The organism is Comamonas testosteroni (genome assembly GCF_030505195.1).
Taxonomy (GTDB): Bacteria; Pseudomonadota; Gammaproteobacteria; order Burkholderiales; family Burkholderiaceae_C; genus Comamonas; species Comamonas testosteroni_G.
Genome location: NZ_CP129672.1, coordinates 3,816,717 through 3,831,193, shown reverse-complemented (window position 1 = coordinate 3,831,193; position 14,477 = coordinate 3,816,717). Strand labels below are relative to the sequence as shown.

Annotated in this window: 24 protein-coding genes and 1 pseudogene; 10 read left to right on the top strand and 15 right to left on the bottom strand. The window is 60.3% G+C overall.

The window, feature by feature from the left end:
- Positions 1-2: 2 nt before the first annotated feature.
- The 14 genes from QYQ99_RS17715 to QYQ99_RS17650 all read right to left on the bottom strand — a co-directional run bounded on the left by QYQ99_RS17715 (position 3) and on the right by QYQ99_RS17650 (position 5,953).
- The gene (locus QYQ99_RS17715) at positions 3-299 is read right to left on the bottom strand and encodes an HNH endonuclease (RefSeq protein ID WP_302089353.1); all 297 of its coding nucleotides are present in this window, start codon (positions 297-299) and stop codon (positions 3-5) included.
- Positions 300-334: 35 nt separating this feature from the next.
- Positions 335-589 (bottom strand): hypothetical protein, encoded by a 255-nt coding sequence (locus QYQ99_RS17710; RefSeq protein WP_003061171.1) that lies wholly within the window; start codon positions 587-589, stop codon positions 335-337.
- 5 nt (positions 590-594) lie between these two features.
- Entirely contained in the window at positions 595-804 is a 210-nt protein-coding gene (locus QYQ99_RS17705; RefSeq protein ID WP_003061169.1) for a hypothetical protein, read from the bottom strand.
- 203 nt (positions 805-1,007) lie between these two features.
- Positions 1,008-1,460, bottom strand: coding sequence for a hypothetical protein (locus QYQ99_RS17700; protein WP_302089352.1), 453 nt, complete (start codon positions 1,458-1,460; stop codon positions 1,008-1,010).
- A gap of 25 nt (positions 1,461-1,485) precedes the next feature.
- Positions 1,486-1,746, bottom strand: a complete 261-nt coding sequence (locus QYQ99_RS17695) for a hypothetical protein (RefSeq protein ID WP_302089351.1) — start codon at positions 1,744-1,746, stop codon at positions 1,486-1,488.
- A complete protein-coding gene (locus QYQ99_RS17690; RefSeq protein WP_302089350.1) occupies positions 1,740-2,051 on the bottom strand; it encodes a DUF4406 domain-containing protein in 312 nt (103 codons plus the stop codon). The genes QYQ99_RS17695 and QYQ99_RS17690 overlap by 7 nt, the downstream gene beginning before the upstream one ends.
- Positions 2,042-2,299 carry a hypothetical protein gene (locus QYQ99_RS17685; protein ID WP_302089349.1) on the bottom strand — a complete coding sequence of 86 codons (258 nt, stop codon included), beginning with the start codon at positions 2,297-2,299 and terminating at the stop codon, positions 2,042-2,044. The genes QYQ99_RS17690 and QYQ99_RS17685 overlap by 10 nt, the downstream gene beginning before the upstream one ends.
- A complete protein-coding gene (locus QYQ99_RS17680) occupies positions 2,296-2,661 on the bottom strand; it encodes a DUF1064 domain-containing protein (RefSeq protein ID WP_302089348.1) in 366 nt (121 codons plus the stop codon). Before QYQ99_RS17680 ends, QYQ99_RS17685 begins: the two co-directional genes overlap by 4 nt.
- Before the next feature lie 26 nt (positions 2,662-2,687).
- The gene (locus QYQ99_RS17675; protein ID WP_302089347.1) at positions 2,688-3,473 is read right to left on the bottom strand and encodes an ATP-binding protein; all 786 of its coding nucleotides are present in this window, start codon (positions 3,471-3,473) and stop codon (positions 2,688-2,690) included.
- Positions 3,473-4,153, bottom strand: coding sequence for a helix-turn-helix domain-containing protein (locus QYQ99_RS17670; protein ID WP_302089346.1), 681 nt, complete (start codon positions 4,151-4,153; stop codon positions 3,473-3,475). The genes QYQ99_RS17675 and QYQ99_RS17670 overlap by 1 nt, the downstream gene beginning before the upstream one ends.
- A 59-nt stretch (positions 4,154-4,212) precedes the next feature.
- A complete protein-coding gene (locus tag QYQ99_RS17665; protein ID WP_302089345.1) occupies positions 4,213-4,938 on the bottom strand; it encodes a phage antirepressor KilAC domain-containing protein in 726 nt (241 codons plus the stop codon).
- Positions 4,938-5,423 carry a phage regulatory CII family protein gene (locus tag QYQ99_RS17660; protein ID WP_302089344.1) on the bottom strand — a complete coding sequence of 162 codons (486 nt, stop codon included), beginning with the start codon at positions 5,421-5,423 and terminating at the stop codon, positions 4,938-4,940. The genes QYQ99_RS17665 and QYQ99_RS17660 overlap by 1 nt, the downstream gene beginning before the upstream one ends.
- Before the next feature lie 100 nt (positions 5,424-5,523).
- On the bottom strand, positions 5,524-5,706 hold the full coding sequence (locus QYQ99_RS17655; RefSeq protein ID WP_302089343.1) for a hypothetical protein: 183 nt from the start codon (positions 5,704-5,706) through the stop codon (positions 5,524-5,526).
- Positions 5,699-5,953, bottom strand: coding sequence for a transcriptional regulator (locus tag QYQ99_RS17650; protein ID WP_302089342.1), 255 nt, complete (start codon positions 5,951-5,953; stop codon positions 5,699-5,701). The genes QYQ99_RS17655 and QYQ99_RS17650 overlap by 8 nt, the downstream gene beginning before the upstream one ends.
- Positions 5,954-6,037: 84 nt before the next feature.
- Between QYQ99_RS17650 and QYQ99_RS17645 the strand changes: the two genes are divergently transcribed.
- The 7 genes from QYQ99_RS17645 to QYQ99_RS17615 all read left to right on the top strand — a co-directional run bounded on the left by QYQ99_RS17645 (position 6,038) and on the right by QYQ99_RS17615 (position 11,056).
- Positions 6,038-6,808, top strand: a complete 771-nt coding sequence (locus QYQ99_RS17645) for a S24 family peptidase (protein WP_302089341.1) — start codon at positions 6,038-6,040, stop codon at positions 6,806-6,808.
- A gap of 22 nt (positions 6,809-6,830) precedes the next feature.
- Positions 6,831-7,079 carry a hypothetical protein gene (locus QYQ99_RS17640; protein WP_302089340.1) on the top strand — a complete coding sequence of 83 codons (249 nt, stop codon included), beginning with the start codon at positions 6,831-6,833 and terminating at the stop codon, positions 7,077-7,079.
- 103 nt (positions 7,080-7,182) lie between these two features.
- Positions 7,183-8,151, top strand: a complete 969-nt coding sequence (locus QYQ99_RS17635; protein ID WP_302089339.1) for a hypothetical protein — start codon at positions 7,183-7,185, stop codon at positions 8,149-8,151.
- Positions 8,152-9,000: 849 nt separating this feature from the next.
- Entirely contained in the window at positions 9,001-9,138 is a 138-nt protein-coding gene (locus QYQ99_RS17630) for a hypothetical protein (RefSeq protein WP_167332961.1), read from the top strand.
- Positions 9,139-9,170: 32 nt separating this feature from the next.
- Positions 9,171-9,368, top strand: a complete 198-nt coding sequence (locus tag QYQ99_RS17625) for a hypothetical protein (RefSeq protein WP_302089338.1) — start codon at positions 9,171-9,173, stop codon at positions 9,366-9,368.
- A 64-nt stretch (positions 9,369-9,432) separates the two neighbouring features.
- Entirely contained in the window at positions 9,433-10,368 is a 936-nt protein-coding gene (locus QYQ99_RS17620; RefSeq protein WP_302089337.1) for a recombination-associated protein RdgC, read from the top strand.
- A 100-nt stretch (positions 10,369-10,468) separates the two neighbouring features.
- The gene (locus QYQ99_RS17615) at positions 10,469-11,056 is read left to right on the top strand and encodes a hypothetical protein (protein WP_302089336.1); all 588 of its coding nucleotides are present in this window, start codon (positions 10,469-10,471) and stop codon (positions 11,054-11,056) included.
- A gap of 39 nt (positions 11,057-11,095) precedes the next feature.
- Here QYQ99_RS17615 and QYQ99_RS17610 read toward each other — a convergent pair whose 3' ends face one another.
- Positions 11,096-11,221: a hypothetical protein gene (locus QYQ99_RS17610; RefSeq protein ID WP_302089335.1), complete on the bottom strand. Its 126-nt coding sequence runs from the start codon at positions 11,219-11,221 to the stop codon at positions 11,096-11,098.
- Positions 11,222-11,242: 21 nt separating this feature from the next.
- On the opposite strand from QYQ99_RS17610, the pseudogene QYQ99_RS28490 reads away from it, so the two are divergent.
- The 3 genes and pseudogenes from QYQ99_RS28490 to QYQ99_RS17600 form a co-directional block, all read left to right on the top strand.
- A pseudogene (locus QYQ99_RS28490) lies at positions 11,243-11,416 on the top strand (hypothetical protein); the annotation flags it as partial.
- A gap of 80 nt (positions 11,417-11,496) precedes the next feature.
- Complete coding sequence (locus QYQ99_RS17605) at positions 11,497-12,597, top strand: RNA-directed DNA polymerase (RefSeq protein WP_302089334.1); 1,101 nt, start codon at positions 11,497-11,499, stop codon at positions 12,595-12,597.
- Between the two features lie 43 nt (positions 12,598-12,640).
- A complete protein-coding gene (locus tag QYQ99_RS17600) occupies positions 12,641-14,461 on the top strand; it encodes a DNA cytosine methyltransferase (protein ID WP_302089333.1) in 1,821 nt (606 codons plus the stop codon).
- Positions 14,462-14,477 lie beyond the last annotated feature (16 nt).

The following is a 14,477-nucleotide window of genomic DNA, read 5'->3' as shown; positions in this document are numbered from 1 at the left end:
GTTCACATCCTTTGCTCTTCGCGCTGCTTGTCGCGGGAATGATGGGTAGCACAAAGGCTTTGCCAGTTGCTGCGCCGCCAGAACAGTGACTGATCACCTCGATGCGGGACGATGTGGTCAACGACCGTGGCCGCTGTCACCTGGTCGTCAGCCTTGCACCTCACACAGAGTGGATGCTCACGCAGGTACTGAGCCCGGGCCTGCTGCCACTTGTAGCCATAGCCGCGCTGTGCGGCTGTCTGGTCACTGGTGCGCCAGCTGCCGGCCTGGATGGTCTGTACACGCCTGGTGTCCAGCATTGGCACACTGCTCTTGAGGGTCTGCAGCTTTGCCATTACGCAGCCTCAGCTGTCTGCCGACCGTAGCAGTGGAACAGGCAGGGCATGCGCTCCATCCCCTGGATGGCATAGACAGAACGGAAACGAATGCGCCGACCCGCTACGCGCCCCTGGGCATCAAGGCGCATCGGGTTGTCATGAACCTTGATCCAGCCGCCTGAGGTGCTGACCTCGGACACGCGCGAGAAGCGCTCGCCGGTGTCCACATCGACCACGACCGCGCCGCGCGCGTTCTTTGCTGTGTAAAGCATGGCTATCACCCTATTCCGATCTGGCCGCCGCCTGGTTGCTCGATGGTCTTACGGGCTTCCAGCGCCAGCACTTCCATACCGTGCATGCAAGCGAGGACTGCCAGATCGCGGCAGGAGCAGTTATCGCCCTCAAAGCCTTCGACCAGAACATGGCCGCCCTCGATCACGATACGGCCCACCTTAGTCAGCCGTGAATGAGTTGCATCAAGGGACATGTGAGCCTTCCAAATGGGTGCTGCCACCGAGTGATCCGCCCCTACTGCAATGTGCGTGATCGTCGGGCGTGCTCGGTGGCAGCGAACCGGGAATAAAAAAGCCGCCGAGGCGAACCAGGGCGGCAGCAACCAGCTTTCGGCTGGCAGGAGACAAACGAAAAAGCCCCAGCGGCTAAGGCTTGGGGCTTTGGTCACGCCGCTGGCTACCGTAAGGCAACCAGGGCACACGACTCAGTGTCGCGGAGAATTGGCGCGATTGTGGCATCCTTTGTCAAGTAGCGCAAGCGGTAGATGCTCCAGAAGTGGCGCAGGCCTTGAATCCGGCTGCCGTCCCATACATCGCGCTTGAGACGCAGGCGGCGGCGCGCGGCCATGGGATGCTCTTGCTGCGGCACGTAGATCGCAAACAGCACACGGCGAAACTGCATCGGCACGGACTGCAGCGCCAGTTGGACATGTCGCGCGCTCCAGTCCGGCATGAGGGGAACAAGAGGCTGGTCATCGCTGCGGGCCTGGGGTGGAGGCCGGTACTTCCCCTCCGCGCTTGCGCAGCGCTGCTTCTTGTACCGATCCTGAGCCCATCGCCCGTACCTCTCCAGCAGATCCTCGGCCTGCTGCAAATCCTGGGGCACATTCAAATTCAAGTCTCTACGCATCAGCCCCTCTCTTTCGTTGATTACTTCAATTGCCTAGCAAGCGCCGCACAGTCACGTTCAGTGCGTCTAGCTCGCTCATCTTTTTGATTGCCCACATCCGACGCTGACCGTGCCAGCCCATCAACGGCCCGCGGTGGCAGCTCTCGCACAAGGCCACGACCGTGTATTGCTGGCGCTGCTCGATGTGGTGCGCCTCGCTGGGCCCGGCCTGATCGCAGACACTGCAGGGCAGTTCCTTGACCGCAGCCAGGTGAGCGCGCTCTTTGCCATTCAGACGATTCAGCATCCCGCGACCTCCCCGAAGTCCTGCACCTCCAGCCCTAAGTCCAGCGCCAGCCCATGCTCAATGCGGGCGCCACGCGATGCGCGCCATCCGGGCAGCATGTAGAGGCAGTCGCAAGCCGCGATCTGGCACAGGGACATGCGCATGTAGCCCTGCCAGCTGCCGCAGGCCGGCGCAGGGTTCTCTGCCGGGTTTTCAACGTGATGCCCCTGGGCGCGCAGCACAGCAGCTGCAGCATGAAAGGCTGGGTAATTGAACTCTGGCAGGCCACTCATGGGGCCGGCGAGATAGATGCGCTTCACTGCCATGAGGGCCCCCAGTCGTCGACCAGCACGGTATCGCCATACTCGTCCATCACGTAGATACGGCGCGATCCCACCTCCATGGGGTTGCCGCAGCGGTTTTCCATGGTGACGCGATGTATGTACCGACCGTCGCACATGCGGTCCAGGTGCGGCTTCAGCAGCCGGGTGATCGTGGATGTGCTGGGCGGCTTGCGCTGGCCAGCGAGCGGCACGACCTTGCCAAAGAATGCGGGGTTCAATGCCTTGGTCATTTTTTGACCACCTTCACTTCCAGGCCCAGCAAAGCCTTCATCAGGTGGCGCTTGATCTTGAATTCAGGGGTCTCCACGCCCTTCACATCCTCGATCACCTCAATGCCCTTCTCCTGGTACACGAAGTCAGCGATGTAGCGGATGGCGGGCCGGGCGCGCGCAGCGCCAGCAAACTTGACCGAAGGGACCATCTCGAACACCACCTGGCGGCGCAGATCGCTGATGTGGCCGCCGCGCTGCAGCATCTGCAGGTGCGACCAACGGTGCAGCTCAGCCAAGCTATCGAACTTGGTGCCATCCGCCGCAACGATCTTCTTATTGCCGTACTTGGAGCCTGACGCATTCGGAACCAGCTTCAGCATGTGCCCTGTCAACTTCATCGGATTGCTCATGCCTGCACCTTTCCACGATGGCTTTCCCAGTCGAAGGGGATGGCCTCCCCGCCGTCTTCACGCAGACGGTCAAAGATGCGATCGCCCAGGTAGGCCTTAACACCCTCAACGTCGAAGTTGGACAGCAACAGGGTTGGCCTGCGCTTCTCATAGCGTTCGTTGAGAACATCGAACAGGATCAGCTTTTCGGCCTCGCTACCGAACTGCACACCCACCTCATCAAGGATCAGCAGGTCAGGAAAAACCAGGGCGGCCACAGCCTGTGCCTCGGTCTTGTCAGCGCCGCGGCTCCATGTGTCCTTAACGCTGCGCACCGCCCGCATCACCGTGGTGAAAAGCACCGGGCGCCCATCACGACGCATCAGGCGCAGCGCGATACCGGCAGCCAAATGCGTTTTTCCTGTTCCCACATTGCCGACAAACAAGGCGCTGCGACCTGTCTTGATCACCTCCGCAAAGCCATCTGCATAGGCTGTAGCAAAAGCAAGTGCGTGCTCCTGCTCAGGCGTGGTGGCCACAAAGTTATTCAAAGTGCGATCCGTGAAGCGCGGAGGAATGCAGGACTCTCCCAGCCGCTGCTCCCAAGCGGACTTGCGCGCCTGGTGTTCCCGAGCCTCCTGCTCCGCCTTCTCCTTGGCTGCAGCGTCTGCGGTGCAGCCTGGGCACTTCGACCAGATGCGGCCGATGAAGTTGATGGACTCAAAGGCGCCGTGGGTCTCGCAGACCTGCTGGCGGGGCTCGGCGCGCGGCGTGCTGGCAAGGGTTGAAATGCTGGTGGTCATCACAGTTTCCCCCCGGTGTATGCGCGGCCAGACAGGCCATCGGCTGCAGGCGGGCGGCGTGCCAATGCAGGACGGCCAGGATTCAGCTGGCGCTGGGAGAACTTGGCAGAGTTGCGCAGCCAGGTACGGAATGCGGCTTGCCAGTCCTTGAAGGTCGAGCCGTTGGCCATGTGATGGTCCTCAAACGCCTCCAGCTCAGCAGTGACAACCAGGCCCAGCTCGCCAGCGAGTCGGTCAGCGGTTTCGTTCGGCGCGAAGCTGTCAGGCAATGAAGTTGCGCGGGCCATTTGGGATTTCGATGCGTCAGCATCAACGATTCCTGATGGTTCATTGATGGTTCTATGACGGTTATTTGCGGGTGCAACCCGTTGCACCGTTTTCTGCTGTGGATTGCGCCCTTTAGTGCTGTCGTTTGCACCCTTTGCGTCGTCAGTTGCACCCTTTTCCAACGGCGCAATTTCTGCACCCTTTATCCAGTCGATGGAAATGCGGTACTCCGAGTGCATGCTGCGCCCGCCATTGCCGGCATTGACCAAGATCAGCCAGCCAGATTCCTGCATGCGGCGCAGTTGGTACTGCACTGAGCGCTCGGACTGACGGGTCTTTTCGGCCAAGGCCTTGATGCTCGGATACACGCGAGTGCCGTCATCGCTGGCATGATCAGCCAGCGCCAGCGCCAAGAGCATTTCGCCGCCGCCGTTGGGGTATCGCTCAAACACAGCGTTCATCACCTTGACGCTCATGCCGGCACCTCGCTGCTCATCTTCTCGCGCACCTGGTGCTGGCACCACAGGCCTGCAATCCACTCCACCCCCTTGGCGGTGAACTTGTAGTGAACGAAGGCGTGCGAAGTCTCGCCGTGCTCTGCTGTGCCAGTCTTGGCCTCAAAGCGGCCGTTGTGCATGTGCTCTGCGCGCGGCGTGAGCGGGCCCTGTGGCGTGGTGCGGTACATCAGCCCACGCTTCAACAGGAAATCAGTGAAGGCATTCAGCTTGGCGCCGAGGAGCTTGCACACTTCGCGCACGCCCATGCTGCCGGTGCCGGGCTGGACGTAGCGCTCCACAAACTCCACCTTGGGGGCAGCCAGCGCCAGCTGTGCAACAGCCTTCTGCTCGCATTCCTTGGCGTCAGCCCAGGCGCGCGCGGCCGCCACAGGATCTGCAAAGTTGGGCAGTGCTGGTGTCTGTTGAGCCTCCAGCTCCTGCCAGCGGGCGATCACGCGGCGGCGCAGCCACACGTTGTAGCCAGTCAGCAGGGTGAAGGTCAGTTCGCGACCGATGTGAAATGCCGTGGTGTAACCGCGCCCATCCTGCTCTTCACGGACATGATCCAACTCTGGATCATCTTGGAGGTGGGAAAGCATGCGGCGGATGTCGCGGTTCACATGGCTCAGATCCTTGTCGAGCAACTCCGCAATCTCGCGGCTGCTCATGGTCAGGCCCGGGAGTGTGGTGATGGAACTCATCAAGAACCCTTCCGCTCTGCGGCTGGCTTGCCGGCATCGTTCACAGCGCGGGCAGCCTGGCGCAGCTTGCGCAGCACCTCCTCGGCCTCTGCAATCTCGCGCTCAATCTGCGCCAGCTCGTTATCGGTGATCACGCCGTCTTGCATGGCCTCGATCACGGCGCTGGTGACATGAGAGGTTTCCAGCACCAGCTTCGAGACCTTGGCAACGGGGCTGGCAACCTCGCTGACGGCCTCTGTCACCAACTCAAAGCGACCGCCGCACTCTTGGGCCACAAGAGAGGCGTAGTCATAGCAGTGCGGGCGGCCCTCTTCGCAGGCAATGCGGGCAATGGTCAGGGCATCTACCGCGCCGAGCTTGTGAGAGGCCGCGCCGGACAGCTCTTTGCGCAGAACCTCACCAGTCTTGCCAATACGAACGGCCACCACCTCGCGGCCGCCAGGATAGTTGTCTACGCCACGGCGCAGGGCATCAAGTGTGCTCATGTCCGGTTCTCCAGGAAAAGGACGTTGCGGGCTGGGCCGCGGGGAAAGACACTGGCTGCATGGAAATAAATGCACGCCAAGAAATGAGGAGAAGCGCCTGTCATCGGGCCTGGGCTGGCTTGGCGTGCGCAAAGGGTGCTGCAGCCAACGCAGCCGCCTCTCTATCCCTGGCGCGACCACGCTTCACAGTGGCGAACAGTCGAGATGCGCGCCACTCGCGCCGCGCTTTCATGCGCTTGACGGATTCAGGGATGGGGCCGCCGAAGCGATACCGATCAGTCATGGGCAGCCTCCTTAGAAGTGGACGACTGCGCCAGCTCGGGCCAGATCTGGAGCCAATCGTTAGGGCGCAAGTCGCGCCGAGTGACGGCTCCTTTTGTTGCGCGCTCGATGGCGACGCACCGCTCTACTGGCACCGGGCGATCACCATTTGCCCACTGTGAAATCAGTACAGGCGATACCCCAATTTCTCGACCAAGCAATGAAGCAGAGCCGCGTCCAGCAGTGGATAGGTGATTCTTTAAAAGCATGCCTTACTTTAGCGAAACGCAAAACAATGGTCAATAGCGTTACGCGCATATACGACTTTAGCGAATTGCTATTGAATAAAAGAAATGACAGACATAGATGAGATCCGGCGCGCCAACCTGCGCCTCATAGAGCAAGAAAGCGGAAGCCCGACCGACGCTGCCAAAAAGATCGGGATGTCCCTTGCTCAGTTCTCAAACCTGCGCGACGGAGCGAAAGATTCGCAGACAGGCAAAGCACGCGGAATGCGCAAAGAAACAGCTAGACGGATCGAGGAGGCTGTAGGGAAGCCGTCTGGATGGCTCGATCAGGTGCACGACCAAGAGGGCAATGATTCTCAGGCCACAACCGTCAACATTGCATCGTCCCCATACGAGGCGCCATCTGATTCTGGCGAAGGGCGCGATCTGATCATCACTCAGTACGACGTAGGCGGCGCGATGGGCAATGGTGGAAAGCTGATCCTTGAGGCAGAACAGCCTGGTGTGATCAAGAGCTGGCGGGTCGACCAAGATTGGCTGCGCCTCAATGTACCGACCTACACCAGCGTCAGCAATCTATGCATCGTCACTGGGTTCGGCCCGTCAATGAAGCCGATCTTCAACCCTGGCGATCCTTTGCTTATGGATCGCGGTGTGAATCATGTGGATCACGAAGGCATCTACTTCTTCCGTCTAGGAGACGAAGGGTTCATCAAGATCATCCAGCGCGTACCCAACTTCGATAAGCCAGGGTTTGTGCTGCGGATCATCTCGAAGAACAAAGAAGATTTCCCACCATACGACATTTCATCGAAGCACCCCGACTTCCATGTGATTGGGAAAATTTTGACCGTGTGGCGTAGCGAGCAGTATTGATAGAAAAAAGGAGTGAGGGATTATGAAATTCATGGGTGTTATGTCGATCATTGGCTCAATCCTGGGCGGCATTGTTCTCCTGTTCGGCTTCATGGGTGCAAAGAGTGCACCCCAGGAAGCAGCTTCGGCAGCTTTAGCCGTCGCTCTGGCAGTGATTCCTTACGTGTTCTTTCGCGCCCTTCAGCTCTCCAAGCAATCAGAGGATACGCAGGCGATGCGTGAAGCTCTTGAGGCGATCAACCGACGAGACGAGGCGAACCGAGGTCGCTGACGCAACGCCAGGCTCAGAAGGGCTAGATTCGATGGTGTTTTGAGGGGCACCATCACAGAACGAACAACATGGGACAACACAAAAGAATGGGAGGATTCATACAATGGCAGACATGACAGCAACCGCAGAGTTTTCCATCAAATACGATGGCCCAGCCTTGGCATCCCATCAGATGGATGTGAGGGAGCTCGCCCCGGCCCTGCTCGCCTTGTCCACGCTTCTTGAAGAAGCAAACCGAGTTGTCTATCCGGAATCTCCGCCAGTGCGTGTCAATGTGCGCGGAAGCTTTCAAAGCGGCTCATTCAAGATAGATCTATCTGTACTGCAAACCGTACGTGAGCAGCTTGTAGCAATCTTCACAGGTCCAGACGCAACCGCGGCAGCCAATCTGTTCGGGATCATCGGCGGCATCGGGTTGGTCGGTGGCGCAGCTGCTGGCGGATTGATTGGTTTAATCAAATTCTTAAAAGGTCGCAAGCCCACCAGCATTCGGTTTGAGAATGATCAAGCCATTTTTGAGATTATTGTGGAAGAAAGGACAGAGGTCTTTGTAACTGACCTTGTCGCCACGCGCCTCTATCAAAGCAAGATTGTTCGGCAGTCGTTGGCCCGGGTGGTTAAGCCGCTTGAGCAAGCGGGAGTAGATGTTTTCATGGCAGGTCACAACGAACACATAGAAGTGACTGTACTCAAGGAAGACGTCCCAGCTTTTTTGGCGGCTGGCAACGACGCAGAGGTCGTGTCTGACACGATCAACGAGGGAAATTTGCTGCAACTAGAGTCGCCTGTGTTCAAGGATGGCAATAAGTGGCGATTTACAGATGGGACGAACACTTTCTACGCTGAGATAGCCGATGAGGATTTTCTGGCAAAGGTAGAGACCGGTGAAGCACGCTTCGGAAAGGGTGACGTACTCATTGTGGACTTGCGAAAGATTCAATCTATCGCCGACTCAGGACTGAAAACTGAGTACATAGTGGCCCGCGTGCGCGAGCACCGCGCGCCTTTGCAAGGCAAGCTGTTTGACGTCCCTCCCCCACCGCTGCAAAACAATCCCAAGCCAAGGATGTAGTCCCGTACCTGATCCTCTAGACAAGCCCGCCATCGGCGGGCTTTTTTTCGTCTGTGTGGTGTGTGGTCATGGATGAAGTCCATGGCATATATTTTCGCGTAACGCTATTGACCATTGTTTTGCGTTTCGCTAAAGTACACCCATCGCAGCAACAAAACGCAGCGATGGGTGCCAAGCGATCGAGCCGCGTGCCACGGGTCTTTAAAAAGCCAAAGAGTAAATGGCCGGCCGCAGTGATCAACAGCGCCTGGCGCGGGTTAAACCCGTCCCCAAGCCGAGCGAGTCGGTACACGGGGCAAGCAGTCCGGGCATGTGGGTTCACTCCTGCATGTTCACGCCGAGAGGGGACTGCACGCGGAAAGAAGTGCAACGCGTGAGACCAGAGCACTGCTGATTCGATGCCAGCGAAAGCATCCCAACCAGGCAGCCGCGCGCTGCGAAGGAGAACACATGCGAGATGAATAGGCCGGACGACCCGGCCCACCACTCAAAACACTCGCCACCCCTGGGCGATACCAGGGCCATCCGGCGTGACCACTCGAGCAGGTACGGCAGTTCAGGAATGGGCCTGGGCTGGCGGCAATTAGGAACGCGGCGCTTGCGTCGTGGCGACAGTGGTCACGCCAGATGGCGCAGCAACTTTTTATTAACCCAAGTGCGCATTTCTGCTGCCTGACCCTCATCGGGCAGCGGAAAGCTGCGTCATCTACCTTTTCAGCCGGGTCTGGGGCTTCTCCTCCGCCGTCCCTCTCTGAACTATTCCCCAGGCGCGACCCGAAAGGTCGCCGGCTCTTTATTCAAGCCCGCAGCAACCGCTCGCGGGCTTTTTCTTTGCCCTCAGGAGATTCCATGCATTCAGCACCAACCGCCACCCCAACCACTAAGCTGCTGCTCGCGGCGCAATGGGCTCTCACCGGCTTCGGCCTCTTCTGCCTGGTCGGCGCGGCCGTGGTGATGGCCCTCACGCCTGAAGCATGGCCCCTCTAAGCAGCAAGCGCTTAATTGAACAGGAGATCCTCATGCTGAAGACGATTGTTGACTCCCTGCTGATCATCGTTGGCGCCCTACTTCTCGCAGCCTGGCTGTCCGAGCCTGATGCCCAAGCCGATGAACCCCAATCCATCACCCAAAGCCTGCGCGATGAGTTCGCCTGTCCTGGCATGCATGCCGAGTGGCTGGACGACAAGACTGTGCAATGCCTGAAAGAGCTGCCGTGACTGAAGCGCCCACCTCCACCCAATCCGCCACCGCACCGGTGGCTTTCTCTTTTCTGGAGTCCTGATGTTCAAGAACATGATCATTTACCGCATTGCCTCAAGCTGGCAAAGCGATCTGCAGGCGCTGGAAGATGCCCTGCAAAAGACAGTCTTTGAGGAGTGCGGCGCCACACAAGAGCGCTCCGTGGGCTGGGTGCCGCCGCGCGGCGAGGCTCATGGCACCCTGGTCGAGTCCGTGGCCGGTCAATGGGTCATGCGCTTCATGACCGAGGCCAAGGTGCTGCCGGCCAGTGTGCTCAATCGCAAGGTCAATGAAAAGGCCGAGCACATCGAAAAGACCGAAGGCCGCAAGCCCGGCAAGAAGGAAAAGCGCGATCTCAAGGACGAGGCCAGGCTGGACCTGCTGCCCATGGCCTTCACCAGGCAGGGCAGCATGTGGGTCTGGATCGATCCTCAGGCCCGCACCTTGGTGCTGGACACTAGCGCCCAGGGCCGCGCCGACGAGGTGGTAACGCTGCTGGTCGAAGGCCTGCCCGGCTTATCTCTGGCCCTTCTGGACACCCAGACCAGCCCACAGGCCGCCATGGCGCATTGGCTGATGACACAGGAGCCGCCCACCGGCTTCACCGCCGACCGCGAGACGGAGCTGAAAGCCTGCGACGAATCAAAGGCTGTGGTGCGCTACGCCCGCCACCCGCTGGATATTGATGAGGTCCGCAAGCACATCGAGCAAGGCAAGCTGCCCACCAAGCTGGCGATGACCTGGGACGATCGTGTGAGCTTTGTGCTGACCGAAGGCCTGCAGATCAAGAACATCGTGCTGCTGGATGCGGTCATGGACGGCAACAGCAAGGACGATGGCGGATTTGATACCGATGTGGCGATTGCCACGGGCGAGCTGTCGCGCCTGATTCCCGACCTGATTGAGGCCCTGGGAGGCGAGGGCCGCACCGGCCTGTGCGACCTGCCCACCTCGCTGGCTTCCAGCGCCAGCCAATGAGCACCTATTCATAGATTTGCATGAACCGGGCCACACGCCCACATCAATGAATCGTCTGCCCGCCACTGCGCGGGCTTTTTTTCGTCAAAAGGAGAACTCCGTGCAGATTCACACACAGAACGTCATCATCCTTCCGCCGGCCGCAACTGCTGATGCCATGGCAAACATGGAGCGACTCATGCAGAGCATTGGCCGAGCCGAAGCCCCAGCAGTCACAGCTCAGCCAGGCTGCAAACCCCAGATTGGCGACTACTGGCCCAACCAAGGTGGCTTCTACGCCGGCGACATGCGCGGTGATGACGGAACGATCTATGGATTGATCGTTGCCGATTGCGGAGATGCCAAAGACTCCGGCTCTGCCAAGTGGGGCCCGGATGGCGAGCGAGACCTGTCCCACTGGGACGGCCTGGACAACACTCTCCGCCTAGTCAACGAATGTCCCGCCGCAAAGCTGGCGACCGCGCACTCAGCTGACGATCACAAGGATTTCTACCTCCCTGCCCGCCGTGAACTGCAGCTGGCAGCCGCCAATGTGCCCCACCTCTTCGGTGATGAAAGCTGGTACTGGAGTAGCACTCACTACGGCCAGAGCACCGCCTGGGCCGTCGATTGTGAGTTCGGCTTCACGAACGGCACCTACCGGCGCCACGAGTTCCGAGTTCGTCCCGTCCGCAGATTCATCTACTGAGCCCTTCAACCATTTCTTCTCAAACCAACCACGGAGCCATCAATGAGCACCACACCCGCAATCAACCAGCCATGGCCCGAACAGGGCGGAATCTTCATCGGCAGCCGCCTCATCGACGGCCTGGAGCACCACGTCGTCATCCCCGGAGGGATTGAGTTTGACCATGCCGATATTCCATTCAGCCGAGTGGAACAGGTCGTGGCCGAAGGCGATGAGCTGAACGGCTTCAGCGACTGGCGCGCACCTGACAAGGAAGATCTGATGCTGGCCTATATCAATAGCCGTAAGTTCTTCGATACCGATGGCTGGTACTGGTCGCGCACTCCGGATGGCGAGCACTGGGCCTGGGCCGTCGATTTTGAGTACGCGAACACGAGCAACTACTACCGGAACTACGAGTTCCGAGTTCGTCCCGTCCGCAGATTCCACCGAGACATACTATGGATACTGGCTATTCGCTCGAGAAGCTGGTGCAGGCTTACTTTGACTGCCGCCAGCACAAACGCACTACGGCCAGCGCACTGCTTTTCGAGCAGGCACTGGAATCCAATCTCATGCAACTGCATGAAGAGCTGCAGGATGGCAGCTACCGGCCCGGTCCATCCATCTGCTTTGCGATCAGCCGGCCACGGCCGCGCGAAGTCTGGGCTGCCCAATTTGGAGACCGCATCGTGCACCATCTGCTCTACAACCAGATTGCCGATCGGTTCCACCGCCGCTTTATCGCGGACTCCTGTGCAGGCATCCCGGGACGCGGAACGCTGTACGCAGCCCAGCGCCTGGAGGCCAAGGTGCGCAGCCAGACGCAGAACTGGTCGGTGCCCGGGCATTACCTGAAGATTGATCTGGCCAATTTCTTTGTCTCGATCGACAAGCGAGTTGTCTGGCCCTTGCTGGTCCAGCGGATCCCGGAGCGCTGGTGGCGCGGCTTGACCAAGATCATTCTCTTCAATGACCCACGCGTTGACTTTGAGCAGCGCGGCTGCGCTGAGACCCTGGCCGCAGTACCGGCGCACAAACGCCTCGCCAATGCGAAGCCCTACTGCGGGCTACCCATCGGCAACCTGAGCAGCCAGTTCTTTGCCAATGTCCTGCTCAATGAGCTGGACCAGCATGTCAAGCACGGTATCAAGGCCAGGCGCTACACCCGCTATGTCGATGACATGGTGCTGCTGCACGAGTCACCCCAGTGGCTCAATGGGGCATTGGCCAGCATCAATGCATTCCTTCCTAGCCTGGGTCTGCAGCTGAATCCACGCAAGACCGTGCTGCAACCGATCAGCCGCGGTATCGATTACGTGGGCCAGACGATCCACCCCTGGCGGCGAACAACGCGGCCACGAACGCTACAGCAAGCGCTGACGCGCATCGAGGTCATGCCAGCCGATGAGGTTTACGCCAGCGGCAACAGCTATCTCGGCCTGGTGCGCCAGTCCAGCGCAAGCCACAACGAACAGGCGCTCATCTGCAGAGCGCTACTTAGACGCGGGCATGCCATTGAGGGATTGCACCTCAGTAAGGCATTTCGCAAACACCACTGATCACAGCCCGCCACTGAGCGGGATTTTTGCTTTCTGGAGCCCTATGCTTACCCCTCAATTCGTGCTGCCCGTCCACACTGAGCTGGTCGTGGATCTGTTTGCTGGCGGCGGTGGAGCCTCCACCGGTATCGAGCAGGCCATCGGTCGCCATGTCGATATCGCCGTCAACCACGACCCCGAAGCCGTCAGCCTGCACACTGCTAACCATCCGCAAACGCGCCACTTCTGCAGCGATGTGTTTGAGGTGGACCCGCTGGCAGTCACTGACGGGCAGCCGGTCGGCCTGCTCTGGGCCAGTCCGGATTGCAAGCACTTCAGCAAGGCCAAGGGCGGCAAGCCTGTCAGCAAGAAGATTCGCGGCCTGGCCTGGGTGGTGATCAAGTGGGCCAAGTTGACCCGCCCTCGCGTCATTTGCCTGGAGAACGTCGAGGAATTCCAGACCTGGGGGCCGCTGGGCGTGGACTCGCGGCCGTGCCCAGAACGCAAGGGCCAGACCTTCCAGCGCTGGGTGAGCCAGCTGCGCAACCTGGGCTACAAGGTCGAATGGAAGGAGCTGCGCGCCTGCGACTTCGGAGCCCCGACCATTCGCAAGCGTCTATTCCTGGTGGCCCGCCGCGATGGCCTGCCCATCAGCTGGCCGCAGCCCACCCACGCCCAGCCCGACGAGAGCGGCAAGGTTGCCAAGGGATTCAAGCCCTGGCGCACTGCGGCCGAGTGCATCGACTGGAGCATTGCCGCGCCGTCCATCTTCGAGCGCGAGCGCCCGCTGGCGGATGCCACCTGCAGGCGCATTGCCAAGGGCATCGACCGCTATGTGGTCAAGACAGCCAAGCCTTTCATCGTGGGAGACAGCGCGCCATTCCTGACCGAGCACGCCAACGCCAGCACACAGCGCACCTTCCGGGCTGACGAACCACTGCGCACCCAAATGGCCCAGATCAAGGGCGGGCACTTTGCCCTCGCCGTGCCGACGCTGGTGCAAACCGGCTATGGAGAGCGCGCCGGCCAGGCGCCGCGCGTGCCCGGCCTGGATAAGCCACTGGGCACCGTGGTGGGCAGCCCAAAGCATGCCTTGGTGCAGGCCTTCCTGGCCAAGCATTACACAGGCGTGGTCGGCACCGAGCTGGATCATCCCACCGGCACCGTCACCACCAGCGATCACCACAGCTTGGTGACTGCTCACCTGACCAAGTTTCGCGCGGGCAGTGTCGGCTCAGCAGCAGACGAGCCTCTGCATACCGTAACCGCCGGCGGAACACCCGCCCGGCCCAGCACCGGCAACACCATGGGCCTGGTCACTGCCAACCTGGTGCACCTGGGCCACGGCGAAGGCAAGGACGGGACAAAGCGATTCAGCCACGGTATCCGCGATGTGGCCGCGCCGCTCAACACCGTCACCGCCCAGGGCGCGACCGCAGGCCTGGTCACCAGCCACATGGTCAAGCTGCGCAATAACCAGTTCGGCCAGTCGCATGAGGAGCCATTCCCGACGCTGACTGCGGGCGGCGGCCATGCCGGGGAAGTCCGAGCCTTCCTCGTGAAGTATTACAGCGAGGGCGGCCAGGACGCGAGCTGCGCAGATCCCATGCACACGATCCCCACGAAGGATCGCATGGGCCTGGTCATGGTCCACGGTGAGCCCTACGCTATCGTGGACATTGGCCTGCGCATGCTCACACCGCGCGAGCTTTACCGAGCACAGGGCTTCCCCGAGAGCTACATCATCGACCGCGGCGCCGCCGGTGAGGCCATCACCAAGACCGCCCAGGTCCGTATGTGCGGCAACAGCGTATGCCCGCCCCTCTCGCGCGCCATCGTGGCCGCGAACTACAGCGAAGCAGGCCAGCTCCGAAAAGTCGCCTGACCACCAACACCCCAGC